The sequence below is a fragment of the Pantoea dispersa genome (assembly GCF_019890955.1).
Taxonomy (GTDB): Bacteria; Pseudomonadota; Gammaproteobacteria; order Enterobacterales; family Enterobacteriaceae; genus Pantoea; species Pantoea dispersa.
Window position 1 is genome coordinate 3,253,787 of record NZ_CP082346.1, and the last position, 24,002, is coordinate 3,277,788.

Here is a 24,002-nt window from a genome sequence, read left to right on the forward strand (position 1 = left end):
TTAACTTACTTCGCGACGCGCGCAACCTCTTGTGCCACCCGCTCGGTCGCATCAGGAATCGCGACCTGGCGGGCTTTTTCCGCCATCGCCAGCAGCGTGGCGCGATCCCAGTGGCGCAGCGTGTCTGCGACGGCCGCAGCAGTAAACTGCGGCTGCTCGAAAATTTTGGCCGCGCCGGCTTTTTCCAGCGGCAGCGCATTCCAGTACTGCTGACGATCTTTGTGCTGGAACGGCACGAAAATCGCCGGTAAACCCGCCGCCGCCACTTCACTGACGGTCAGCGCGCCGGAGCGGCACACCACCACATCGGCCCACGCATAGGCTTGCGCCATGTCATCGATGAACTCGGTGACCTTATGCTGCGGCTGGCCAGCGGCCTGATACGCCTGCTGCACGGTCTCACGTGCGCCTTTGCCGGTCTGATGCCACAACGTGATGGCGTCACCCAGTTCGGCGGCGACCTGCGGCACGATCTGATTGAGGATGCGCGCGCCCTGACTACCGCCAATCACCAGCACGCGAATCGGCCCGCTGCGGTGTGCCAGACGCTGCGCCGGCAGCGGCAGCGCCAGCACATCATTACGCACCGGGTTGCCCACCACCTCAGCAGTGGGGAACGCGCCCGGAAAGGCCTGCATCACTGTGGTAGCGATTTTCGCCAGCCACTTATTGGTCAGCCCGGCAATACCGTTCTGCTCGTGCAGCACCACCGGGATGCCGCAACTCCACGCCGCAAGGCCGCCCGGACCGGAAACATATCCGCCCATGCCCAGCACCACATCCGGCTGCCAGTTTTTCATGATGCGGCGCGCCTGGCGCCACGCATTGAAGATGCGCACCGGTGCCAGCAGCAGGGCCTTTACGCCTTTACCGCGCAGTCCGCTGATGCGGATGAAGTCGATATCGATGCCATGCTTTGGCACCAGATCGGCTTCCATCCGGTCTGCGGTTCCCAGCCAGCGCACCTGCCAGCCTTGTTCGATCAGATGATGCGCCACGGCCAGTCCGGGGAACACATGTCCGCCGGTACCCCCTGCCATGACCATCAGCCGTTTACCACTCATCGGGCACCTCGGGTAAACGCCTGGGCTTTTGCCAGACGCGTTTCATAATCTATGCGCAATAAAAACACGATGGCGGTCGACATAATGATCAGACTCGATCCACCGTAACTGATCAGCGGCAGCGTCAGGCCCTTGGTCGGCAGCATACCCGCCGCCGCACCAACGTTAACCAGCGCCTGGAAGCTAAACCACACGCCAATGGAACAGGCGAGGAAGCCGGAAAAACGCTGGTCGATTTCCAGCGCGCGACGGCCAATCGACATTGCGCGAAAAGCGACGAAGAATACCATCAACAGCGCCAAAACCACACCGACATAACCCAACTCTTCACCGATAATTGAGAAGATAAAGTCGGTATGCGCTTCCGGCAGATACTCCAGTTTCTGCACCGAGTTGCCCAGGCCCTGACCCCAGAACTCACCGCGGCCAAACGCCATCAGCGACTGAGTCAGCTGGTAGCCGCTGCCGAACGGATCTTCCCACGGGTTCCAGAAGGAGGTCACGCGGCGCATACGGTAAGGTTCCGCGATAATCAGCAGCACCACGGCGAAAATGCCGGAGCCGATAATCGCCAGGAACTGCCACAGTTTGGCGCCCGCCAGGAACAGCATCGCCAGCGTGGTAACAAACAGCACCACCACGGTGCCGAGGTCCGGCTGGGCCAGCAGCAGCACCGCCAGCACCACCATCACGCCCATCGGCTTACAGAAGCCCCAGAAGTTGTTCCGCACCTCTTCCACTTTGCGCACCAGATAGCTGGCGAGATAGCAGAACAGCGACAGCTTGGATAACTCCGCCGGCTGAATACGCAGCGGCCCGAGCGCGATCCAGCGCGATGCGCCGTTAACCGAGCTACCGACCACCAGTACGATCAGCAGCATCGCCACCGAAGCCATCAGCATCGCGTTACTGTAGCGCTGCCAGAAATCCATCGGTACGCGCAGCGTCACTAACGCCATCCCCAGCGCCAGTGCGATATAAAAGGCATCACGCTTGGCAAAGTAGAACGGATCGTCGTTAAGACGCTGTCCAACCGGCATCGACGCCGAGGTGACCATGACAAAACCGATAATCGCCAGGCCAAATGTCAGCCACAGCAGCGTGCGGTCATATAGCACCACCGGCGCGTCGTCGTTGTCGCGCGCGCCCATCACCCAATCACGCAGGCGCAGCGAAATAAAACTGGCGATACTGGCTCCGGGAATACGCATCAGCTCAGCTCCTTCGCCAGTTGCGCGAAGCGATCGCCGCGCTGTTCAAAATTACGGAACTGGTCGAGGCTGGCGCACGCCGGTGACAGCAGCACCAGGTCGCCCGCCTGCACCTGCGCGGCAATCTGCGTCATCGCCTGTTCGAGCGTGTCGGTGCGCGTCGCCACTGCCGGACGCAGCGCGGCCAGCGCGTCGCCGTCACGGCCAAAGCAGAACAGCCGCACGTTGTCGCCCTGCAGATAGCGCGTCAGCGGCGTAAAGTCCGCCCCTTTGCCATCGCCACCCAGCAGCAGCCACAGCGTACCTTTCACCTGCAGGCCGTTAAGCGCGGCTTCGGTGCTGCCCACGTTGGTGGCTTTCGAATCATTAATCCAGCGCACGCCATGCGCTTCGTGCACCAGCTGGAAGCGATGCGGCAGGCCGCTGTAGGTGGTTAACGCTTTCAGGCTGGAGGCGCGCGGGATATTCACCGCATCGGCCAGCGCCAGCGCGGCCAGCGCATTGGTGTAATTGTGCTGCCCGACCAGCTTCATCTCGTCGGTATTAAGGACTTTCTCGCCCTTCACCCGCAGCCAGGTACTGCCCTGCTGCTGGTTGAGGTGATAATCGCCAACGTCGATGCCAAAGCTGACGCAGCGGCGATCGGCGCCGCGCACCGGCATGGTCATGCCATCGTCTGCATTCACCACGCAGATATCCGCGTTTTCATAGATGCGTAATTTAGCGGCGCGGTACTGCTGCATGCCGAGCGGATAGCGATCCATATGATCCTCAGTGACGTTGAGGATGGTTGCCGCCGCCGCTTTCAGGCTGTAGGTGGTTTCCAGCTGGAAGCTGGAGAGCTCCAGCACATACAGCTGCGCCGGCGATTTAAGCAGCGTCAGCGCTGGCAGCCCAATGTTGCCGCCTACGCCCACCTGCCAGCCCGCGGCGCGCGCCATTTCGCCCACCAGCGTGGTGACAGTACTTTTGCCATTGGAACCGGTGATCGCCACAATCGGCGCCTGCGCTTCACGGCAGAACAGTTCGATATCGCCGACAATTTCAATGCCGGCGTCAGCCGCTTCGCTCAGCGCCGGGTGCGCCAGCGCGATGCCCGGGCTGGCGATGATCAAATCGCACGCCAGCAGCCAGTCGCTGTTGATACCGCCAACGTGGCGCTCCACCTGCTCTGGCAGTTTGTCCAGCCCCGGCGGTGACAAACGGGTATCCATCACGCGGGGCGTTACGCCCTGCGCGAGGAAGAAATCAACACAGGAGAGGCCGGTAATGCCTAATCCAATGATGACGACTTTTCTGCCCCGATAGTCAGCCATGATTAACGTACCTTGAGCGTTGCCAGGCCAATCAGCACCAGCATCAGCGAAATAATCCAGAAGCGCACGATCACGCGCGGCTCCGGCCAGCCTTTCAATTCATAGTGGTGGTGAATCGGTGCCATGCGGAAAATACGCTGACCGCGCAGCTTAAACGACCCCACCTGCAGAATCACCGACAGCGTCTCGACCACAAATACGCCGCCCATGATCACCAGCAAAAATTCCTGACGCAGCAGCACTGCCAGCGTACCCAGTGCGCCACCCAGCGCCAGCGACCCCACGTCGCCCATAAAGACCTGCGCCGGATAGGTGTTGAACCACAGGAAGCCGAGACCGGCCCCGACAATCGCGGTACAGACAATCACCAGCTCACCGGCGTGACGCAGATACGGGATGTGCAGATACTCGGCAAATTTCACGTTACCGGTCGCCCAGGCCACCAGCGCAAATCCCGCTGCGACAAACACCGTTGGCATGATGGCCAGGCCATCCAGACCGTCCGTCAGGTTGACCGCATTACCGGTTCCGACGATCACAAAGTAGGCCAGCACCACGTAGAACAGGCCGAGCTGCGGCATAACATCTTTGAAGAATGGCACCACCAGCTGTGTGGCAGGCGTATCTTTACCAGCGATGAACAGCGCGAACGCCACACCAAGCGAAATCACCGACATCCAGAAATATTTCCAGCGCGCGATCAGGCCTTTAGTGTCTTTACGCACCACTTTGCGGTAGTCATCAACGAAGCCAATTACGCCAAAACCGACCAATACCACCAGCACACACCAGACGTAAGGATTGGACGGATAAGCCCACATCAGCACCGAAACCGTGATGGAGGTCAGAATCATTATGCCGCCCATGGTCGGCGTGCCGCGCTTGCTGAAGTGCGACTCCGGACCATCGTTACGTACCACCTGGCCAATCTGCAGTTTCTGCAGCCAGGCGATCAGGCGCGGGCCCATCCATAAAGAGATGAACAGAGCGGTCAGCAGGCTGACAATGGCGCGAAACGTCAGATAGGAAAAGACGTTAAAGCCGGAATAAAATGCGACCAGATGTTCGGCCAGCCAGACTAGCATGTTCCTTTCTCCTGTAAGCTCTGTACTACCTGCTCCATGGCGGCACTACGTGAACCTTTAACCAAAATAGTGATGTCCGCATGTTGGGACAGCAGCGTGCGTAAACGTTCAGTCAGTTCAGCTTTACTGGCGAAATGTTCGCCCCGGCCGCTGCTTTCACTAATCAAATGGCTGAAGCTGCCGGTGCTCAGCACACAATCAATACCAGCGGCTTTCGCCGCTTCGCCCACCTGACGATGACAGGCTTCGGCTTCGTCGCCCAGCTCGCCCATGTCGCCGACCACCATGACGCGGAAGCCCGGCATATCGCCCAGCACCTGCGCAGCGGCGGTCATCGAACCGACGTTGGCGTTGTAGCTGTCATCCAGCAGCAGCTGATTACCGGCGAGGCGAATCGGGAACAGGCGCCCAGGAACAGGCTGTAAGGTTTTAAGGCCAGACTGGATAGCGGTTAACGGCGCGTCAACCGACAGCGCCAGCGCGGCAGCAGCCAGCGCATTAGCGATATTGTGCCGACCCGGCAGCGGCAGCTCGACGGCGATGTCGCCGCGCGGCGTGTGCAGGGTAAACAGCGTGGCGTCAGCGCGCAGTACGATATCGCTGGCGCGGAACTCCGCGTCTGCCATCGGCTGCGGCGAAAAGCGCCACAGGGTTTTATCAGCAAACTGCGGCTGCCAGTTGGGCAGATCGTTGCTGTCAGCGTTGATGATTGCGGTGCCGTGCACCGGTAAGCCGCCAAAGATTTCGCCTTTGGCTTTTGCCACGCCCGCCAGCGAACCGAAGCCTTCCAGATGCGCCGCCGCCAGATTGTTGACCAGCGCGGTTTCCGGACGCACCAGATTGGTGGTGTAGGCGATTTCACCCTGATGGTTCGCGCCCATTTCAATCACGGCATACGCGTGTTGCGGGGTAAGACGCAGCAGCGTCATCGGCACGCCGTAATCGTTGTTGAGATTACCGGCGGTATACAGCGTTTCACCGCACTGGCGCAGAATCGCCGCGGTCATCTCTTTTACTGAGGTTTTACCGGAGGAGCCGGTCAGCCCCACCACGCGCGCTTTCGACTGCTGACGCACCCAGGCGCCGAGCTGACCAAAGGCGATACGCGTGTCAGCGACCACCACCTGCGGCACGTCAACCGCTAAACGACGATTCACCAGCAGCGCCTGTGCGCCACTGGCGATAGCGTCGGCGGCAAAATCGTGCGCATCAAAACGTTCGCCCACCAGCGCCACAAACAGGCTGCCTGGGGTGACTTTACGGGTATCCGTGGTGACATCCGCAATAGTGAGATCGCTGCCGTGCAGCTGCCCACCGCAAATCTCTGCCAGGGTTTTCAGCGTAACCGGAATCATGCCATTACCCCCAGCAAACGGGCGACGGTGTCGCGGTCAGAGTAGTCAAGGCGGCGGTTGCCGATGATTTGATAATCTTCATGGCCCTTACCGGCCACCAGCACGATGTCGTCGGCGCTGGCCTGCATCACCGCATGGGTAACCGCCTGCGCTCGTCCTGCAATGACGCGAGCCCGGCCCGGATCGAGCAGGCCGGTGAGAATGTCGTTAACAATCGCCGTCGGCTCTTCGCTCCGCGGGTTGTCATCGGTGATCACCACGATATCGGCAAACTGTTCGGCAATCGCGCCCATCAGTGGACGTTTGCCTTTGTCACGGTCGCCACCGCAGCCAAATACGCACCACAGCTGACCCTTGCAGTGCAGCCGGGCCGCTTCCAGCGCTTTTTCCAGCGCGTCTGGCGTATGTGCGTAATCCACCACCACCGTCGGCTTGTGCGCGGCGGTGAACACTTCCATACGACCGCACACCGGCTGCAGCTGGCTGGCACTGGCCACCAGCGTGTCGAGCGGATAATCCAGCGTCAGCAGTGTCGCCAGCGCCAGCAGCAGATTGCTGACGTTAAAGGCGCCCATCAGGCGGCTGTCAAACTCGCCTTTGCCCCAGCTCGAACTGAACTGCACGTGTGCGCCGCCGTCGTGATAATCGATCGCCGTCGCCTGCAGCCAGCGGCCACGACAGCCGGGCTGCAGGTTGTTGCCCAGCGTGACAGCCACGGCATCCGGTAATTTTTCCAGCCAGCGGCGGCCCACTTCATCATCAGCGTTGATGATGGCCTCGCCTACCTGATGCTCAGAGAACAGCAGCCACTTGGCCGATTCGTAGCCCTGCATGTCACCGTGATAATCAAGGTGATCGCGACTCAGATTGGTAAATACCGCGGCGGCAAACGGCAGCGCGGCCACGCGATGCTGCACCAGACCGTGCGAAGAAACTTCCATCGCTGCCACGGTAGCCCCCTGCCCGACCAGGTCGTGCAGAATATGCTGTACATCTACCGCCGAACCGGTGGTGTTTTCACTCGGCACCAGCTGACCGTACAGGCCATTGCCCACCGTGCCCATCACCGCGCCGGTTTCGCCCAGCAGGTTGGCCCACTGCGCAATCAGCTGCGTGGTGGTGGTTTTGCCGTTAGTGCCGGTCACACCAATCAGCTTTAATTTTTCAGCCGGCTGCTGGTAGAAACGCCCGGCCAGCGCGGAAAGGCGCTGCGGCAGCTGGGCCAGATAGATAACCGGGACGCCGTGCATCTCGCGGATATCCCCATCGCTGGCTTCGCCTTCAGCCTCGGCAATGATCGCCGCCACACCCTGGGCGATGGCCTGTGGAATAAATCGACGTCCATCAGCATGATGGCCCGCCACGGCGATAAACAGATCGCCAGCAGCCGCAGCGCGGCTGTCCAGTGTCATGTCACGGAGTGGACGCGCCGGCGCGCCAGGCACCCACGGGGCCAGCAAGTCGCGCAGGTTACGATCTGTCACTTGATTCCTCACTTCTCTTATTCTTCACCAACTCGTTTTTATCCACCGTTGGCAGCGCATCCGGTTCAATGTTCATGGTGCGCAGCACACCGCCCATGATGGCGCCAAATACCGGTGCAGAAACCGCACCACCATAATATTTACCGGCCTGGGGATCGTTGATTACCACCACCAGCGCAAAACGCGGGTGACTGGCAGGCGCAACGCCCGCGGTGTAAGCAATGTATTTATTGACGTAGCGTCCGTCCGGCCCGACTTTTTTCGCGGTACCGGTTTTGATCGCGATGCGATAGCCCTTGATGGCGGCTTTAACACCACCGCCACCCGGCAGCGCCACGCTTTCCATCATGTGCATCACGGTTTTCACCAGGTCTTCCGGGAAAACACGCTCGCCCGCCACCGGCGGGTCAACTTTGGTAATCGACAGCGGGCGATTGATGCCGTAGCTGCCAATGGTTGCGTAGACTCGCGCTAACTGTAACGGCGTTACCATTAGCCCATAGCCGAAAGAGAAGGTGGCCCTCTCTATGTCAGACCACCGTTGTTTTTGAGGGTATAAGCCACTACTTTCCCCGACCAGCCCCAAATTGGTCGGTTTACCCAGGCCAAAGCGCGCGTAAGTTTCTACCAGCGCTGAGGAGGGCATCGCTAACGCGAGGCGCGAAACCCCGACGTTACTCGACTTCTGCAGAACCCCGGTAAGGGTCAATTCGTTGTAGCGCGCCACGTCTTTGATCTCATGGCCATTGACGCGATACGGCACGGTGTTCAGAACGCTGTTCTCTTTCACCACGCCACGCTGCAGTGCGGTCATCACCACCATTGGCTTCACGGTGGAACCTGGCTCGAAGATGTCGGTAATAGCGCGGTTACGCATGACGTCTTTCGGCGTGTTGCTGAGATTATTGGGGTTGTAAGCCGGGCTGTTGGCCATCGCCAGCACTTCGCCGGTGTTCACGTCCACCAGCACCGCAGTGCCCGATTCGGCTTTGTTGAAGGCAACGGCATTGTTCAGTTCGCGGTACACCAGCGCCTGCAGGCGCTCGTCGATGCTCAGCGTCAGGTTGTGCGCGGCGCGACTGTCGACCGAGGAGATATCTTCAATCACCCGCCCGTAGCGGTCTTTGCGCACGGTACGTTCGCCCGGCTCGCCGGTCAGCCATTTATCAAAGCTCTTCTCGATGCCTTCAATGCCCTGGCCGTCAATGTTGGTGAAGCCAATCAGGTGGGCAGTGACCTGGCCGGCCGGATAGTAGCGCCGCGACTCCTGACGCAGGTAAATACCGGGCAGCTTGAGCTTTTTCACGTATTCGCCAATCGCCGGGTTAACCTGACGGGCGAGGTAAATAAAGCGCCCTTTTGGATTGGCGTTGACGCGCGCCGCCAGCTGATCGAGCGGGATCGACAGCGCATCCGACAGCGCTTTCCAGCGGCTATCAACGGTGACGCCGCCGTGCTCGGTCAGCTCTTTGGGATCGGCCCAGATGGCGTTAACCGGCACGCTTACCGCCAGCGGGCGTCCGGCGCGATCGCTGATCATGCCGCGTGCGGTAGGCACTTCCTGCACGCGCAGCGAACGTAAATCGCCCTCCTTCACCAGCTTATCCGGGCTGATGACCTGCAGCCACGCCACGCGCGACAGCAATCCACCCAGCGCAAGAAGAATACAGCCGCACAGCAACGCAAAACGCCAGCTTACAAAGCTGGCCTTATCTTCCTGTTTTCTTAACTTCAGCGTTTTGCCTGCGCCGCTCATTGAGGTCTGCGATTCCTTATTTCTGCACCACAATATTTTCCTGTGAAGGATCAACATGCTGCAACTGCAGCTTATCGGTTGCTATCCGTTCTACCCGGCTGTGATCGCCCAGCGCATTCTCTTCGAGGATCAGGTTGCGCCATTCGATATCCAGCGCATCACGCTCCAGCACCAGCTGCTCACGCTGCGCCGTCAGCAGACGGGTCTTATGCGTGGTGGTCACCACCAGCACCGAAGAAACCAGCACGGCGATCAGCAGCAGCAGCGGGATCTTGCCAAAACGCAGCAGATCGCCACCAATGACGCCGGGCAGGCTGTGACGCTCATTGCCAATCACGATGCGGTTCTCTCAGCGATACGCAGGACCGAACTGCGCGCGCGCGGGTTGTCTTTGACTTCGGCTTCGCCAGGAATCAGCTTGCCGAGGGTTTTCAGTTCACGTCCGCCCAGCGCTTTCAGCTGGCTCTCGGTCATCGGAATCCCGGCCGGCACCTGCGGTCCGCGGCTCTGGTCACGCATGAAGCGCTTCACCAGCCGATCCTCCAGCGAGTGGAAGCTGATGATGGATAAACGCCCGCCCGGTGCCAGCACCGTCAATGCCCCTTTCAGCGCGATATCGATCTCTTCAAGCTCACTGTTGATCCAGATGCGTATCGCCTGGAAGCTGCGCGTCGCCGGATGCTTAAACTTGTCTTTTACCGGCGTTGCCGCCGCAATCAGATCGGCCAGCTCTTTGGTGCGCGTCATCGGCTGTTCCCGGTTGCGCTCGACAATGGCGCGGGCGATGCGTTTCGCAAAGCGCTCTTCGCCGTAGGTTTTCAGCACAAACGCAATATCTGCCTCTTCCGCGCTCTGCAACCACTCGGCTGCCGACTGACCGCGCGTCGGATCCATACGCATATCCAGCGGCCCGTCGCGCATAAAGGAGAAACCGCGCTCGGCGTCATCCAGCTGAGGCGAAGAGACGCCCAAATCCAGCAGTACGCCGTCGATTTTGCCGGTCAGCCCGCGCTCTTCGACATACTCAGCCAGCGCTGAAAACGGCCCGTGCACAATCGAAAAACGTGGATCTTTTATCTCAGCGGCTGCGGCTATCGCTTGCGGATCGCGATCGATCGCCAGTAATTGCCCGTGCGCGCCAAGCTGCGACAGGATCAGGCGTGAGTGACCGCCGCGACCAAAGGTGCCGTCAATATAAATGCCGTCTTCCCTGATATTAAGGCCGTTAACCGCCTCATCCAGCAGCACCGTGGTGTGTTTAAAATTTTCCTGCATAGCTATAGCGACAAGTCCTGCAACCGCTCAGATAAAGGCTCCTGAGCTAACTGTTCTGCGTCAATATCGTCCTTAACTTGTTGATACCAGGTCTGTTCATCCCACAGCTCAAACTTGTTGAACTGTCCAACCAGCATCACTTCTTTGGTCAGGCTCGCATGCTGGCGCAACGTATTCGCCAGCAGTAAACGGCCTGCGTTATCCATCTGGCACTCGCTGGCATGACCTAACAGCAGACGCTGCACGCGACGCTCGTTCGGATTCATACTGGATAACCGGGCCAGTTTTTTCTCAATAATTTCCCATTCGGGCAGGGTATAAAGCAGCAGGCAGGGCTGATGGAGGTCAATGGTGCAAACCATTTGACCCTGAGACTCTGCGAGCAGCAATTCGCGATAACGCGTCGGCACCGCCAGGCGCCCTTTGCTGTCGAGATTGACTAACGTTGCTCCACGGAACATGCCAGCCCTACCCCTCAGTTACCCGTTTTCACCACTTTATCCCACTTTTTACCACGAAACGAGTTTACGGAGCCGATGAAATCCTTGTCAAGCCGCAACGGCAAGTGAATATCACTCTTTACACCGAATGAAATTAACCGGAGAGAAGAATAAGAGGAGAATGAATGGTCAATTTAAAATTAACCTGATGAATAACAGTATAAAGAAAATTTGCGTCAGATTTATCGGTGAAAATTAGCGCAATTTTACCGCTGCGATTATTCTGCCCCAATCTGCGACGGCGGCGGCATTTTAGGGGATTTCTGAAAGGAAGCCCAGCACCATCGCGTCAGCTCTGCTATGCGCGATTGCTGAAGATGTAAACAAATAAGAAAATCCAGCGCCGATAATTCGTTAGCCGGGGCGATGATAATTTACGCTTTTTTACGCCCGTGCGCGTCTGGTTAAATATGGATGAGAGAAATTAGCGCGGGCGACGTCTCGCCCGACGCTTCATTTAGCGCGACGACTTAATTGTCCGCGGCGGAATAAATTACGGCGGATACGGGTTAAACCTGGCTTCGGTTTGCGTGGCTCATCCAGCGAAGCCAGCACCAGCTCGAGCACACGCTCAGCGACATCGCGATGGCGCTGCCCTACCGCCAGCACCGGGCACTCCAGAAAGTCTAATAATTCGTGGTCGCCGAAAGTCGCAATAGCCAGGTCAGTTGGCAAGCGGCCGTCACGCTTCAGCGTCACGTCCATCACCCCCTGCAGCAGGCCAAACGAGGTGGTAAACAGTGCTTCGGGCATCGCGTGGTCTTCGAGGTATTTTTCAAACAGCGTCGCCGCAGCGGCGCGGTCAAAGCTGTTGCAATAGATGAAATCGATCGGGCGCTCATCGCCCTGCCACGCCTCGCGGAACCCCATTTCACGCAGGAAGCTGACCGACAGCTCCGGCAGCGCGCCGAGAAACAGCACATTTCTTACCGGCAACTGACGCAATTCAGCCGCCAGCGTCTGAGCGTCATCCTGATCGGCACCGACCACGCTGGTGAAGTGTTCACGATCCAGCGCACGGTCCAGCGCGATAATCGGCAGCGGATCGTTGACCCAGCGCTGATAGAACGGATGTTCCGGCGGCAGCGACGTGGAGACGATGATCGCATCCACCTGACGCTGCAGCAGATGCTCAATGCAGCGCATTTCGTTATCCGGCTGATCTTCGGAACAGGCAATCAGCAGCTGATAGCCGCGCTGACGCGCCTGGCGTTCAAGATAGTTGGCGATGCGGGTATAACTGGTGTTTTCCAGATCGGGGATCACCAGACCAATCGAACGGGTGCGTCCGGCGCGCAGGCCCGCAGCCACCGCGTTGGGGTGATAGTTGTACTCACGCACCACCGCCATGACTTTCTCAACGGTTTTGTCGCTGACACGATACTGCCGCGCTTTGCCATTGATGACATAGCTCGCCGTGGTGCGCGACACGCCCGCCAGGCGCGCAATTTCATCCAGTTTCACGATGACACCTTAATTCTGATAAGCCAGGGCTGGCGAAAATGTCCGCAGAGTAGCTAAGGGTAAAACATTTGTAACATCTAACCGCAGAACAGTACGCTGAGCAACCGCTTTTCATGCACAAGCGGCCGAAGCGCATAAAATAAAAAAACCCGGCATTCCGCCGGGTTAGCTTGAAAACCGATGATAACTTTGCGGTATTAACGCATTACGCGATCGCCGCGTGATACCCCGACGATGCCGGAACGCGCCACTTCAACGATTTCCGCCACTTCGCGTACGGTGTTGAGGAACGCGTCGAGTTTATCGCTGGTGCCGGCCAGCTGAACCGTGTACAGCGTCGGCGTCACATCGATGATCTGCCCACGGAAAATTTCCGCGCTGCGTTTTACCTCTTCGCGACCGTACCCACTGGCCTGAATCTTCACCAGCATGATTTCACGCTCGACGTAAGCGCCCTGCCCCAGTTCGCTGACGCGCAACACGTCCACCAGCTTATGCAGCTGCTTTTCGATCTGCTCCAGCACTTTCTGGTCGCCCACGGTCTGAATGGTCATGCGCGACAGGGTAGGATCGTCGGTCGGCGCGACGGTCAGGCTCTCAATGTTATAGCCGCGCTGGGAAAACAGCCCCACCACGCGCGACAATGCGCCGGATTCGTTCTCCAGCAGAACTGATAAAATACGACGCATAATTAAGTCCTCTCCGTTTTGCTCAACCACATCTCATCCATCGCGCCACCGCGAATCTGCATCGGGTAGACGTGCTCGCTGCCATCCACCGTGACATCCACAAACACCAGACGCCCTTTCGCCAGCGTATCGAGCGCCAGCTGCAGCTTCTCTTCCAGCTCAGCCGGATGCTGAATCGCGATGCCCACGTGGCCATAGGCTTCCGCCAGGCGCACGAAGTCCGGCAGCGACTCCATATAGGATTGTGAATGGCGGCCGGAGTAAATCATGTCCTGCCACTGTTTCACCATGCCGAGGAAGCGGTTGTTCAGGTTCAGCACCAGCACCGGCAGGTCGTACTGCAGCGCGGTCGACAGCTCCTGAATATTCATCTGAATACTGCCGTCGCCGGTCACGCAAATCACGGTTTCCTGCGGCAGCGCCATCTTCACGCCGAGCGCCGCCGGCAGGCCAAAGCCCATGGTGCCGAGGCCGCCGGAGTTGATCCAGCGACGCGGTTTATCGAACTGGTAGTAAAGCGCGGCGAACATCTGGTGCTGGCCGACGTCCGAGGTCACATACGCCTCGCCGTGCGTCAGACGACAAATGGTTTCGATCACCGCCTGCGGTTTGATTTTGTCGCTGGTACGGTCAAATTCCAGGCACTTGCGGCTGCGCCAGCCTTCAATGCACTGCCACCAGTCACGCAGGCTGTCGAGCTCCTGCTTCGCCTCGCTCTGCGCCAGCAGCTCCAGCATCTGCGTCAGCGTCTGTCTGGCATCGCCGACAATCGGGATATCGGCGCTGACGGTTTTGGAGATCGAGGTTGGATCGACATCAATATGCATCACGGTGGCATTCGGGCAATACTTCGCCAGATTGTTGGTGGTGCGGTCGTCAAAGCGTACGCCGATACCAAAGATCAGATCGGCATTGTGCATGGTCATGTTGGCTTCATAGGTGCCGTGCATACCGAGCATGCCCACACACTGACGATGCGTGCCCGGGAACGCGCCCAGCCCCATCAGCGAGGTGGTGACCGGAATATTCAGCTGCTCTGCCAGCTGCAGCAGTTCCGCCTCGCAGCCTGAAGTAATGGCCCCGCCGCCGACGTAAATTACCGGCTTGTGCGCCGCCAGCAGCGTCTGCAGCGCGCGCTTGATCTGGCCTTTGTGGCCCTGCAGCGTCGGATTGTAAGAGCGCATGCTGACAGTTTCCGGCCACACGTACGGCAGCTTATTGGCCGGATTCAGAATATCTTTTGGCAGATCGATCACCACCGGCCCCGGACGACCACTGGCCGCCAGCCAGAAGGCTTTTTTCAGCACTGTCGGGATCTCTTCGGTGCTTTTCACCAGGAAGCTGTGCTTCACCACCGGACGCGAAATCCCCACCATGTCGCACTCCTGGAAGGCGTCATAGCCAATCAGCGAGGACGGCACCTGACCGGAGAGGATCACCAGCGGAATGGAATCCATATAAGCGGTCGCAATGCCGGTGATGGCGTTGGTGGCGCCAGGACCTGAGGTGACCAGCACCACGCCGACTTCGCCGGTCGCGCGCGCCAGGCCATCCGCCATATGTACGGCACCCTGCTCGTGGCGTACCAGCACGTGGTCAATACCACCGACCGTTTGCAGCGCATCATAAATATCGAGCACCGCACCGCCCGGATAACCGAATACCTGCTTAACGCCCTGATCGATTAACGAACGGACGACCATTTCGGCTCCTGACAACATCTCCATTTTCTGCCTCCAGGCTTGAGAGCCAGCTGCGCCAGCAAACGCTATCCTGCGTGCCGCTCGCATCTGTCCCTTTATTGCCAATTAAGATCAAAACCTTATGTTTATGCTCAGAAGACGCCATTCATTTCGTCTTCCAGGTACAGGGAATCTACCTGCGTGGATTCTTTTGAGAGTAGGTCGATTACCATAACCGCAGAAAACCCGGCCTGCAAACGTCATAAGGCGGCACGGCGCTGTCAGTGGCAAAAAAGGCACTGACGCGTGATTATCGCCCGGGAGGAATAAACTAATGCGATGGCATATGGACAGAGGAAAATGCTGGTTTGCAGATTATTTACAGCGTGTTGTAAGAAATATGATTTTCATATTGCCAGCGTGTTTAGCCCACAATTTTTTCCGTTACCGCGTTTCTGGCGTGATTAACTCTTAAATCCATCTTCCACATCACAATCTGCTAAGCAACAAGCTTTATCTTGTTTTTCCACCTGACGAATAAGCCTGACTAAAAACATATAATTCAGCAACTTAAAATTACCCGCCTTTTTTAAAAAATTTTTTAAAGTGGCATAACGCGCTAAGCCACCGTTAATTAATGGCAATGCTCTGTGATGACCGATAATCCCAGCACATCGCCCTTTTCCGGCCAGAGAAATACCCTTTCACTTAGGGTTGACATCGCCAGGCGAATCCAGTACCAATATGTGCAGCACTCATTTTACGAGGTTTGATTCATGTCACGTTCTTTTCGTCTACTCGGTCTACTACTTAACGCATCCAGTTTGCGCGGTAGACTCGTGGGCGAAATCAACAACTGATTCGAACCTGCTGAAAGTTAAAAAACCCGCGCCACTGCGCGGGTTTTTTTATGCTCGTAGCACCGGCGAAGTCAATGCAAAAGGAAGATGACCATGAGCCAGCAAGTAATAATTTTCGATACCACTCTGCGCGACGGCGAACAGGCATTACAGGCCAGCCTGAGTGTTAAAGAAAAACTGCAGATCGCCCTGGCGCTGGAAAGGATGGGCGTGGATGTAATGGAAGTCGGTTTTCCGGTCTCTTCGCCGGGTGATTTCGAATCCGTGCAGACTATTGCCCGGACCATCAAAAACAGCCGCGTGTGTGGTCTGGCGCGCTGTGTGGAGAAAGATATCGACGCGGCTTACGAATCGCTGCGCGTGGCCGACGCCTTCCGTATTCACACCTTTATCGCCACTTCGCCGATGCACATCGCCACTAAACTGCGCAGCACGCTGCCGGATGTGATTGAACGCGCGGTGCACATGATTAAGCGGGCGCGCAACTATACCGATGACGTTGAGTTCTCCTGCGAAGACGGTGGTCGTACGCCGATTGACGACCTGTGCCGCATGGTAGAAGCCGCGATCAACGCCGGCGCCACCACCATCAATATTCCGGACACCGTGGGCTATACCCTGCCGGGCGAGTACGCCAACATTATTGGTCAGCTGGTGCAGCGCGTACCCAACATCGACAAAGCGATTCTGTCGGTGCACACCCATGACGATCTGGGCATGGCGACCGGTAACGCCATTGCGGCAGTGCTGGCCGGTGCGCGTCAGGTCGAAGGCACGCTGAACGGCCTGGGCGAGCGCGCCGGTAACTGTGCGCTGGAAGAGGTGATCATGGCGATCAAAACCCGTCAGCAGATCATGAACGTGCACACCAATATCAATCATCAGGAAATCTACCGCACCAGCCAGATTGTCAGCCAGATCTGCAACATGCCGATCCCCGCCAACAAAGCGGTGGTCGGTTCCAACGCCTTCGCCCACTCCTCCGGCATTCATCAGGATGGCGTGCTGAAGAACCGCGAAAACTACGAAATCCTGACGCCAGAATCGATTGGCCTGCACAAAATTCAGCTGAACCTGACGTCCCGCTCCGGCCGTGCCGCCGTGAAGCACCGTATGGAAGAGATGGGTTATAAAGAGTCCGATTACAACCTGGATACGCTGTACGACGCCTTCCTCAAGCTGGCGGACAAAAAAGGCCAGGTGTTCGATTACGACCTGGAAGCGCTGGCCTTCATTAATAAGCAGAATGAAGAGCCGGAGTACTTCCAGCTGAACGAATTCAACGTGCAGACCGGCTCCAGCGTCACCGCAACGGCGTCAGTGCAGCTGGGCTGCGGCGAAGAGGCCAAAGCCGACGCCGCTACCGGTAACGGTCCGGTTGATGCCGTCTACCAGGCCATTAATCGTATCACCGGCTTCGATGCTGAGCTGGTGAACTACAAGCTGACCGCGAAAGGCCACGGCGAAAACGCGCTGGGTCAGGTCGATATCGTAGTCAACTACAACGGGCGTAAATTCCACGGCGTGGGCCTGGCGACCGATATCGTCGAATCCTCGGCGAAAGCGATGGTGAATGCCCTGAACAACATCTGGCGGGCAAAGCAGGTCGAAAAAGAATTGCAGCGTAAATTTAAAGATCAGAAGGAAACGGTGTAACTATGACTCAGTCTTATCATATTGCGGTAATGCCAGGCGACGGAATCGGTCCGGAAGTGATGGCGCAGGCCATGAAAGTTCTCGACGCGATTCGCGCGCGCTTCGATATGCGCATCACCACCAGCGAATATGATGTCGGCGGTATCGCCATCGATCGTCACGGTGAACCTTTACCCGCCGCCACCGTGGCCGGTGCTGAGCAGGCTGATGCCATTCTGTTCGGCTCGGTCGGCGGTCCAAAATGGGAACATCTGCCGCCGGCCGGCCAGCCTGAGCGCGGTGCACTGCTGCCGCTGCGTAAACACTTCAAACTGTTCAGCAACCTGCGCCCGGCGGCACTGTACAAAGGTCTGGAAGCATTTTGCCCGCTGCGCAGCGACATCGCTGCCCGCGGCTTCGACATCCTGTGCGTGCGTGAGCTGACCGGCGGCATCTATTTCGGCCAGCCGAAAGGCCGCGAAGGCAGCGGCGCGCATGAACGCGCTTTTGATACCGAGGTCTATCACCGTTTCGAAATCGAGCGTATTGCCCGCAACGCCTTTGAAGCTGCGCGCAAACGTCGTAACAAAGTGACCTCGGTAGATAAAGCTAACGTTCTGGCGACCTCGGTGATGTGGCGTGAAATCGTCAACGAAGTGGCAAAAGATTATCCGGATGTGCAGCTAAGCCATATGTACATCGACAACGCCACCATGCAGCTGATTAAGGATCCGTCGCAGTTTGACGTTTTACTCTGCTCGAATTTGTTTGGTGACATTCTGTCGGACGAGTGCGCGATGATTACCGGCTCGATGGGCATGCTGCCTTCGGCCAGCCTGAATGAAGAGGGATTCGGCCTGTTCGAACCGGCGGGCGGTTCCGCACCGGATATCGCCGGCCAGAACATCGCCAACCCAATTGCGCAGATTCTGTCGCTGGCGATGCTGCTGCGTTTCAGCCTGAACGCTGACGCCGCTGCGGATAGCATTGAGCGCGCGGTAAGCCGTGCGCTGGAAGCGGGCCATCGCACCCGTGATTTGGCCGGTGACGGCCCTGCCGTGAGCACCGATGAAATGGGCAGCATCATTGCCGGTTACATCAGCGAGGAAAAATAACAAAATGAAAAGCTTATACCAGAAGTTATTTGATGCACATGTCGTTCACGAAGCGCCAGACGAAACGCCGTTACTGTATATCGATCGTCACCTGATTCACGAAGTCACCTCGCCGCAGGCGTTTGACGGTCTGCGTGCGCACGGCCGCAAAGTGCGCCAGCCGTCGAAGACCTTTGCCACCATGGACCACAACGTTTCCACCCAGACCAAAGACATCAACGCCTCGGGTGAAATGGCGCGTATCCAGATGCAGGAGCTGATGAAGAACTGTGCTGAGTTCGGCATTCAGCTGTATGACCTGAACCACCCGTTCCAGGGCATTGTGCACGTGATCGGTCCTGAGCAGGGCATGACGCTGCCGGGCATGACCATCGTTTGCGGCGACTCGCACACCGCCACGCACGGCGCCTTCGGTTCCCTGGCGTTCGGTATCGGCACCTCCGAAGTGGAGCACGTGTTCGCCACCCAGACCCTGAAACAGGGCCGGGCGAAAACCATGAAGATTGAAGTGCTGGGCGAAGCTGCGCCGGGCATCACCGCCAAAGACATCGTACTGGCGATCATCGGTAAAACCGGCAGCGCCGGCGGCACCGGTCACGTGGTTGAATTCTGTGGCCCGGCGATTGAAGCGCTGAGCATGGAAGGCCGCATGACGCTGTGCAACATGGCGATTGAGATGGGCGCCAAAGCGGGCCTGGTAGCACCGGATGACACCACGTTTGCCTATCTGAAAGACAAGCAGTTTGCGCCGAAGGGCGAGCAATGGGAGCAGGCGGTGGCTTACTGGCGCACCCTGAAGTCCGACAGCGACGCGCAGTTTGACGCCGTCGTGACGCTGAATGCTGCCGATATCGCGCCGCAGGTCACCTGGGGCACCAATCCGGGCCAGGTGATGGCCGTGGATCAGGCCATCCCGAATCCGGCCTCGTTTGCCGATCCGGTTGAACGTGCTTCCGCCGAAAAAGCGCTGGCCTATATGGATCTGCAGCCGGGCATCAAACTGACTGAGGTAGCGATCGATAAAGTGTTTATCGGTTCCTGCACCAACTCACGTATCGAAGATCTGCGCGCGGCTGCCGCGATCGCCAAAGGCCGCAAAGTGGCGCCGGGCGTAGTTGCGATGGTGGTGCCGGGTTCCGGTCCGGTGAAAGCGCAGGCTGAAGCCGAAGGCCTGGACAAAATCTTCCTCGAAGCCGGTTTTGAGTGGCGTTTGCCGGGCTGTTCGATGTGCCTGGCGATGAACAACGACCGTCTGAATCCGGGCGAGCGCTGTGCCTCAACCAGTAACCGTAACTTTGAAGGTCGCCAGGGTCGCGGCGGTCGCACCCATCTGGTGAGCCCGGCGATGGCTGCTGCGGCGGCGGTAACCGGTCGTTTTGCCGACATTCGTGAATTGACTCAGGGAGCTTAAGCCATGGCGAACAAATTTACCCAACACACCGGGATTGTGGCCCCACTGGATGCCGCAAACGTCGACACCGATGCCATCATCCCGAAGCAGTTTTTGCAGAAAGTGACGCGCACCGGCTTTGGCGCGCACCTGTTCCACGACTGGCGTTTTGATGATGATGCCGGCACCCAGCCGACCGCCAGCTTCGTGCTGAATAAGCCGGAGTTCAAAGGCACCAGCATCCTGCTGGCGCGCGAGAACTTTGGCTGCGGCTCCTCGCGTGAACACGCGCCGTGGGCGCTGACCGACTTCGGTTTTCACGTGGTGATTGCGCCGAGTTTCGCCGACATCTTCTACGGTAACAGCTTCAACAACCAGCTGCTGCCGGTGAAGCTGAGCGAAGAGCAGGTCGATGAAATGTTCAAACTGGTGGCCGCGCAGCCGGGCATCCGCTTCACCGTCGATCTCGAAGCGCAGACCGTCACCGCCGGCGACAAGGTTTACCACTTTGAAATCGACAGCTTCCGCCGTCACTGCATGATCAACGGCCTCGACAGCATTGGCCTGACGCTGCAGCATGAAGCGTCCATCGCCAGCTACGAATCCAGCCAGCCAGCGTTTCTGCGTTAAGGTTTACCCGGTGCGCAGCAAGGCGCACCCTACAGCAAACGCGTCAGTAATTTGGTCGCCATTGATGGCGACCAAAGATGCTTAAATGCACAATGCCCTGTAGGGTCGCCATTTATGGCGCCCAAAAATGTGCAAAACATGCCCGAAACGCGCAATGCCCTGCAGGGTCGCCATTGATGGCGACCTTCAATCTACACATCGCCCTCACCGCGCATCGCGCACCCGCGCCGCCAGCACCAGCGCCACCACCGCCATCACTAACGCCAGCCAGTACACCGACTCATGACCAAAGCGCTCACTCAGTATCCCCTGGATCAGGCCGGCGATAATCAACCCGGTTGAAATCGAGGTGGTGAACATGGTGGTCGCCGCACCGGCACGGCCCGGCATCAAATCCTGAAACCACAGCATACCTATGCCGGCGATGATGCCGATAAACGCGGCGTTAAACAGCTGCAGCACCATCAGCGCGGTTTGGGAACGGAATAGCACCAGCCCGAGATAAAATACAATCGCCGCTACCAGCGCCAGCAGCATCAGCTTGCGCTTGCCGTAGCGCTTCGCGTAATGGCCGGCCAGCAGCATGATCGGGATCTCCAGCCCGGCGGCGGTGCCCATCAGCAGACCCGCCAGCTTCTCTGGCAGGCCAAGGGTTGCGCTGATATACAGCGGCATATCAATGATATACATGGTATTACACGCCCACATCACCACCGAGGCGATAAACAGCAGCCGCACCTGGCTGTCTTTCCACGGGCTGAGCTGCATCAGCACCTGCTCCGGCGTGGCGGCGATGCGCGGCACCGAGGGCAGCGTGCGCCAGATCAGCAGCATACTCAGCAGAAAAATCACCGCCGCCACGCAGAATAGCGTGACGAAGCCGTAGTTGAGCGCCAGCGCGAACGACAGCGGCGGCCCAATCACCCACGCCAGCGACAGCTGGGCGCGCATCACCGAACTGAACATCACTACTTCACGCGCCGACTGATCGGCATATTCACGCGCCAGCGCGAAGATCTGCGGAATCGCCACGCTGGCCAGCGCCGATAGCAGCACGCCGAGGGTGATGAGCGTCAGATAGTGACGGTTAAAGGCAAACAGTAGCGCGTTGGCCACCGCCATCAGGCAGCAAAACAGAATCAAATGACGGCGATCGCCACGGTTATCCGAACGCTTCGCCATCAGCAGGCTGATCACGATCCCGGCGACGGCGTTGATGGTAAAGAACAGGCCGACCCAGAACGGCCGCACCTGCACCTCACGCGTCAAAAACAGGCTGAGCGTCGGCGCCTGTAACGCCCCCGCCACGCCGACCATAAACGACACCGCCATAAAGGAGAGGTAAACCGGATTCAGGCGGCGCGGCCGCGGTAACAGCGATTTCATGCAGAAATCCCTTTGAGGAAAAAGACCGGGAAAAAAACAGCGTAGAAGATTCCACAGCAAAACGAAAAAAGCCAGCAGAGAAAAACTCCGCTGGCGGTGAAATTGCACCCTACTCAGAAAAGGTTCCACGTCGGCGGAACCGCTGGCAGAGCGCCATTCATTGCTGAATGCCTCCCGCTCTTCCATTGCCCGCCAGTATGCCTCTAATATGGGGCAGGAAAAACTGAGCGAAGTCGAGAAGGAGTTCCCCTTTTATGTCCTCTGCGCGTCTGCAACAGCAATTCATTCGCCTGTGGCAACACTGTCAGGGCCAGGATCAGGAAACCACGCTGAGCGAGCTGGCCGAACTGCTGCACTGCTCACGCCGCCACATGCGTAACCTGCTGAACGCCATGCAGGCAGCGGGCTGGCTGATCTGGCAGGCTGAAGCCGGTCGCGGTAAACGCTCGCTGCTGAGCTTCTGCTACACCGGACTGGCGCTACAGCAGCAGCGCGCCGAAGACCTGCTGGAGCAGGATCGCATCGACCAGCTGGTGCAGCTGGTGGGCGATAAAAACCAGGTGCGGCAGATGATTGCCGCGCACCTTGGCCGCAGCTTTCGCCAGGGCAAGCATATTCTGCGCGTGCTCTACTACCGGCCCCTGCCTAACCTGCTGCCCGGCTCGCCGCTGCGCCGTTCAGAAACCCATCTGGCGCGACAGATATTCAGCGGCCTGACGCGTATAAATGAGGAAAAGGGGGAAATCGCCGCCGACATTGCCCATCACTGGCAGCAAACCTCTCCGCTGCACTGGCGCTTCTTCCTGCGGCCGGCAATCCGCTTTCATCATGGCCGCGAGCTGGAGATGGAGGATGTCATCGCCTCGCTGGACCGGGTGCGCAGCCAGCCGCTGTTTTCGCACATCGACCAGTTGCACTCGCCGGCACCGTGGACGCTGGATATCCATCTCAGCCAGCCGGACTGCTGGCTGCCGTGGCTGCTGGCCAGCGTCAGCGCCATGATTCTGCCGCGTGAATGGCCGACACTGCGCCACTTCGCCCGTCAGCCCATTGGCACCGGTCCGTACAGCGTGGTGCGCAATCAGCAAACCCAGCTGAAAATCGCCGCGTTTGATGACTACTTCGGCTACCGCGCGCTGATTGATGATGTCTCGATCTGGGTGCTGCCGGAGATCAGCGATGAGCTGGTCTACGCCGGTGTAAAACTGGAAGGCGAAAACGACGACGAAAAATCGGAAGAGAGTCGTCTCGAAGAGGGCTGCTATTTTCTGCTGTTCGATCAGCGCTCTGAACGCGGGCGCGATGCCGGTTTCCGCCGCTGGGTGAGCGATCTGCTTAACCCTATCGCGCTGCTCAATCATGCCGGCGTCGGCTATCAGCGCTACTGGTTCCCGGCTTATGGCCTGCTGCCGCGCTGGCACCATCGGCGCGATATCACCCCAGCCCACAAGCCCGACGGCGTGACCCAGCTGACGCTCAGCTGGTACAGCCACCACGTCGAACACGAGGGCATCGCCAATGCGCTGCGGCCGCTGCTGGCGCAGCAGGGCGTCGAGCTGATTACCCGCGAAGTGAGCTACGAAAGCTGGTTCGACGGCGCGGGCGAGAGTGACATCTGGCTGGGCAGCGTCAACTTTACCCTGCCGCTCGACTACGCCCTGTTCGCTCAGCTCTACGAGCTACCGCTGATGCATCACTGTATCCCGCTGGACTGGCAGGCCGACGCCGCGCGCTGGCGTGAGAAAGCGCTGCCGCTGGCGGAGTGGAGCAAACAGCTGGTAAACAGCGACTATCTGCATCCGCTGTTTCATCACTGGCTGCTGCTGGAGGGCCAGCGCAGCATGCGTGGCGTGCGACTGAACACGCTCGGCTGGTTTGACTTCAAGTCCGCCTGGTTCGCCCCGCCGGAGCTGTAAAAAGGGCAGCATCAGACAACACGACCGGCAGGTGAACCTTTCGCGTTGTCATGTAAATGTCTAGAATATGTCGTTCTCAACGGGGTGCCGGTTAACTGGCTGAGAGAGACCCGTCGAACCTGATCCGGCTCGTACCGGCGTAGGGATTTGAGATGCTCCGCCCTCAGATCCTTTGCGACGCAACCTTAC

At 58.5% G+C, this 24,002-nt stretch carries 21 protein-coding genes and 1 riboswitch; of the genes, 6 read left to right on the plus strand and 15 right to left on the minus strand.

Translation table 11 applies throughout. From position 1 onward, the window contains the following. Window positions 1-5: 5 nt before the first annotated feature. From murG to K7H94_RS15365, 14 genes are all read right to left on the minus strand, one after another. Window positions 6-1,064, minus strand: a complete 1,059-nt coding sequence (gene murG / locus K7H94_RS15300) for an undecaprenyldiphospho-muramoylpentapeptide beta-N-acetylglucosaminyltransferase (RefSeq protein ID WP_059010288.1) — start codon at window positions 1,062-1,064, stop codon at window positions 6-8. Further along, window positions 1,061-2,275 carry a cell division protein FtsW gene (ftsW, locus tag K7H94_RS15305; protein ID WP_021507561.1) on the minus strand — a complete coding sequence of 405 codons (1,215 nt, stop codon included), beginning with the start codon at window positions 2,273-2,275 and terminating at the stop codon, window positions 1,061-1,063. The genes murG and ftsW overlap by 4 nt, the downstream gene beginning before the upstream one ends. Beyond that, window positions 2,275-3,591, minus strand: coding sequence for a UDP-N-acetylmuramoyl-L-alanine--D-glutamate ligase (gene murD, locus K7H94_RS15310; protein WP_222951284.1), 1,317 nt, complete (start codon window positions 3,589-3,591; stop codon window positions 2,275-2,277). The genes ftsW and murD overlap by 1 nt, the downstream gene beginning before the upstream one ends. 2 nt (window positions 3,592-3,593) lie before the next feature. After that, window positions 3,594-4,676 carry a phospho-N-acetylmuramoyl-pentapeptide-transferase gene (mraY, locus tag K7H94_RS15315; RefSeq protein ID WP_021507563.1) on the minus strand — a complete coding sequence of 361 codons (1,083 nt, stop codon included), beginning with the start codon at window positions 4,674-4,676 and terminating at the stop codon, window positions 3,594-3,596. Beyond that, window positions 4,670-6,031: a UDP-N-acetylmuramoyl-tripeptide--D-alanyl-D-alanine ligase gene (gene murF, locus K7H94_RS15320; RefSeq protein ID WP_222951285.1), complete on the minus strand. Its 1,362-nt coding sequence runs from the start codon at window positions 6,029-6,031 to the stop codon at window positions 4,670-4,672. The genes mraY and murF overlap by 7 nt, the downstream gene beginning before the upstream one ends. Next, entirely contained in the window at window positions 6,028-7,515 is a 1,488-nt protein-coding gene (murE, locus tag K7H94_RS15325) for a UDP-N-acetylmuramoyl-L-alanyl-D-glutamate--2,6-diaminopimelate ligase (protein ID WP_222951286.1), read from the minus strand. The genes murF and murE overlap by 4 nt, the downstream gene beginning before the upstream one ends. Then, a complete protein-coding gene (locus K7H94_RS15330) occupies window positions 7,502-9,271 on the minus strand; it encodes a peptidoglycan glycosyltransferase FtsI (protein ID WP_088516656.1) in 1,770 nt (589 codons plus the stop codon). Before K7H94_RS15330 ends, murE begins: the two co-directional genes overlap by 14 nt. A gap of 16 nt (window positions 9,272-9,287) precedes the next feature. After that, a complete protein-coding gene (gene ftsL / locus K7H94_RS15335) occupies window positions 9,288-9,608 on the minus strand; it encodes a cell division protein FtsL (RefSeq protein WP_021507567.1) in 321 nt (106 codons plus the stop codon). Further along, the gene (rsmH, locus tag K7H94_RS15340; RefSeq protein WP_021507568.1) at window positions 9,605-10,546 is read right to left on the minus strand and encodes a 16S rRNA (cytosine(1402)-N(4))-methyltransferase RsmH; all 942 of its coding nucleotides are present in this window, start codon (window positions 10,544-10,546) and stop codon (window positions 9,605-9,607) included. Before rsmH ends, ftsL begins: the two co-directional genes overlap by 4 nt. Window positions 10,547-10,548: 2 nt before the next feature. Beyond that, window positions 10,549-11,007, minus strand: coding sequence for a division/cell wall cluster transcriptional repressor MraZ (gene mraZ / locus K7H94_RS15345; protein WP_222951287.1), 459 nt, complete (start codon window positions 11,005-11,007; stop codon window positions 10,549-10,551). 492 nt (window positions 11,008-11,499) lie between these two features. Next, window positions 11,500-12,510, minus strand: a complete 1,011-nt coding sequence (gene cra, locus K7H94_RS15350; RefSeq protein WP_222951288.1) for a catabolite repressor/activator — start codon at window positions 12,508-12,510, stop codon at window positions 11,500-11,502. A 197-nt stretch (window positions 12,511-12,707) separates the two neighbouring features. After that, on the minus strand, window positions 12,708-13,199 hold the full coding sequence (ilvN, locus tag K7H94_RS15355; protein ID WP_010615603.1) for an acetolactate synthase small subunit: 492 nt from the start codon (window positions 13,197-13,199) through the stop codon (window positions 12,708-12,710). 2 nt (window positions 13,200-13,201) lie between these two features. Beyond that, window positions 13,202-14,926: an acetolactate synthase 3 large subunit gene (gene ilvI, locus K7H94_RS15360; protein ID WP_222951289.1), complete on the minus strand. Its 1,725-nt coding sequence runs from the start codon at window positions 14,924-14,926 to the stop codon at window positions 13,202-13,204. 419 nt (window positions 14,927-15,345) lie between these two features. Further along, window positions 15,346-15,525 (minus strand): hypothetical protein, encoded by a 180-nt coding sequence (locus tag K7H94_RS15365; protein ID WP_222951290.1) that lies wholly within the window; start codon window positions 15,523-15,525, stop codon window positions 15,346-15,348. A gap of 132 nt (window positions 15,526-15,657) precedes the next feature. On the opposite strand from K7H94_RS15365, the gene leuL reads away from it, so the two are divergent. The 5 genes from leuL (at window position 15,658) to leuD (ending at window position 20,511) form a co-directional block, all read left to right on the plus strand. Then, entirely contained in the window at window positions 15,658-15,741 is an 84-nt protein-coding gene (gene leuL, locus K7H94_RS23310) for a leu operon leader peptide (protein WP_125308910.1), read from the plus strand. A gap of 93 nt (window positions 15,742-15,834) precedes the next feature. After that, window positions 15,835-17,397 carry a 2-isopropylmalate synthase gene (gene leuA, locus K7H94_RS15375; protein ID WP_058759632.1) on the plus strand — a complete coding sequence of 521 codons (1,563 nt, stop codon included), beginning with the start codon at window positions 15,835-15,837 and terminating at the stop codon, window positions 17,395-17,397. A gap of 2 nt (window positions 17,398-17,399) precedes the next feature. Continuing rightward, window positions 17,400-18,491 (plus strand): 3-isopropylmalate dehydrogenase, encoded by a 1,092-nt coding sequence (gene leuB, locus K7H94_RS15380; protein ID WP_058759633.1) that lies wholly within the window; start codon window positions 17,400-17,402, stop codon window positions 18,489-18,491. 4 nt (window positions 18,492-18,495) lie between these two features. Beyond that, window positions 18,496-19,902, plus strand: a complete 1,407-nt coding sequence (gene leuC / locus K7H94_RS15385) for a 3-isopropylmalate dehydratase large subunit (RefSeq protein WP_058759634.1) — start codon at window positions 18,496-18,498, stop codon at window positions 19,900-19,902. A gap of 3 nt (window positions 19,903-19,905) precedes the next feature. Further along, the gene (gene leuD, locus K7H94_RS15390) at window positions 19,906-20,511 is read left to right on the plus strand and encodes a 3-isopropylmalate dehydratase small subunit (protein ID WP_021507574.1); all 606 of its coding nucleotides are present in this window, start codon (window positions 19,906-19,908) and stop codon (window positions 20,509-20,511) included. Between the two features lie 204 nt (window positions 20,512-20,715). Here leuD and K7H94_RS15395 read toward each other — a convergent pair whose 3' ends face one another. Next, window positions 20,716-21,897, minus strand: a complete 1,182-nt coding sequence (locus tag K7H94_RS15395; protein ID WP_021507575.1) for an MFS transporter — start codon at window positions 21,895-21,897, stop codon at window positions 20,716-20,718. 254 nt (window positions 21,898-22,151) lie between these two features. Between K7H94_RS15395 and sgrR the strand changes: the two genes are divergently transcribed. Next, the gene (gene sgrR, locus K7H94_RS15400; RefSeq protein WP_058774832.1) at window positions 22,152-23,813 is read left to right on the plus strand and encodes an HTH-type transcriptional regulator SgrR; all 1,662 of its coding nucleotides are present in this window, start codon (window positions 22,152-22,154) and stop codon (window positions 23,811-23,813) included. A gap of 70 nt (window positions 23,814-23,883) precedes the next feature. After that, window positions 23,884-23,977: riboswitch (TPP riboswitch) on the plus strand. The last annotated feature ends 25 nt before the right edge of the window (window positions 23,978-24,002 follow it).

Excerpts from the sequence above, each read along its gene's own strand:
- murG (WP_059010288.1), bottom strand. The coding sequence starts at position 1,064 with ATGAGTGGTAAACGGCTGATGGTCATGGCAGGGGGTACCGGCGGACAT.
- ftsW (WP_021507561.1), bottom strand. The coding sequence starts at position 2,275 with ATGCGTATTCCCGGAGCCAGTATCGCCAGTTTTATTTCGCTGCGCCTG.
- murD (WP_222951284.1), bottom strand. The coding sequence starts at position 3,591 with ATGGCTGACTATCGGGGCAGAAAAGTCGTCATCATTGGATTAGGCATT.
- mraY (WP_021507563.1), bottom strand. The coding sequence starts at position 4,676 with ATGCTAGTCTGGCTGGCCGAACATCTGGTCGCATTTTATTCCGGCTTT.
- murF (WP_222951285.1), bottom strand. The coding sequence starts at position 6,031 with ATGATTCCGGTTACGCTGAAAACCCTGGCAGAGATTTGCGGTGGGCAG.
- K7H94_RS15330 (WP_088516656.1), bottom strand. The coding sequence starts at position 9,271 with ATGAGCGGCGCAGGCAAAACGCTGAAGTTAAGAAAACAGGAAGATAAG.
- rsmH (WP_021507568.1), bottom strand. The coding sequence starts at position 10,546 with ATGCAGGAAAATTTTAAACACACCACGGTGCTGCTGGATGAGGCGGTT.
- mraZ (WP_222951287.1), bottom strand. The coding sequence starts at position 11,007 with ATGTTCCGTGGAGCAACGTTAGTCAATCTCGACAGCAAAGGGCGCCTG.
- ilvN (WP_010615603.1), bottom strand. The coding sequence starts at position 13,199 with ATGCGTCGTATTTTATCAGTTCTGCTGGAGAACGAATCCGGCGCATTG.
- ilvI (WP_222951289.1), bottom strand. The coding sequence starts at position 14,926 with ATGGAGATGTTGTCAGGAGCCGAAATGGTCGTCCGTTCGTTAATCGAT.
- leuL (WP_125308910.1), top strand. The coding sequence starts at position 15,658 with ATGTCACGTTCTTTTCGTCTACTCGGTCTACTACTTAACGCATCCAGT.
- leuA (WP_058759632.1), top strand. The coding sequence starts at position 15,835 with ATGAGCCAGCAAGTAATAATTTTCGATACCACTCTGCGCGACGGCGAA.
- leuB (WP_058759633.1), top strand. The coding sequence starts at position 17,400 with ATGACTCAGTCTTATCATATTGCGGTAATGCCAGGCGACGGAATCGGT.
- leuC (WP_058759634.1), top strand. The coding sequence starts at position 18,496 with ATGAAAAGCTTATACCAGAAGTTATTTGATGCACATGTCGTTCACGAA.
- leuD (WP_021507574.1), top strand. The coding sequence starts at position 19,906 with ATGGCGAACAAATTTACCCAACACACCGGGATTGTGGCCCCACTGGAT.
- K7H94_RS15395 (WP_021507575.1), bottom strand. The coding sequence starts at position 21,897 with ATGAAATCGCTGTTACCGCGGCCGCGCCGCCTGAATCCGGTTTACCTC.
- sgrR (WP_058774832.1), top strand. The coding sequence starts at position 22,152 with ATGTCCTCTGCGCGTCTGCAACAGCAATTCATTCGCCTGTGGCAACAC.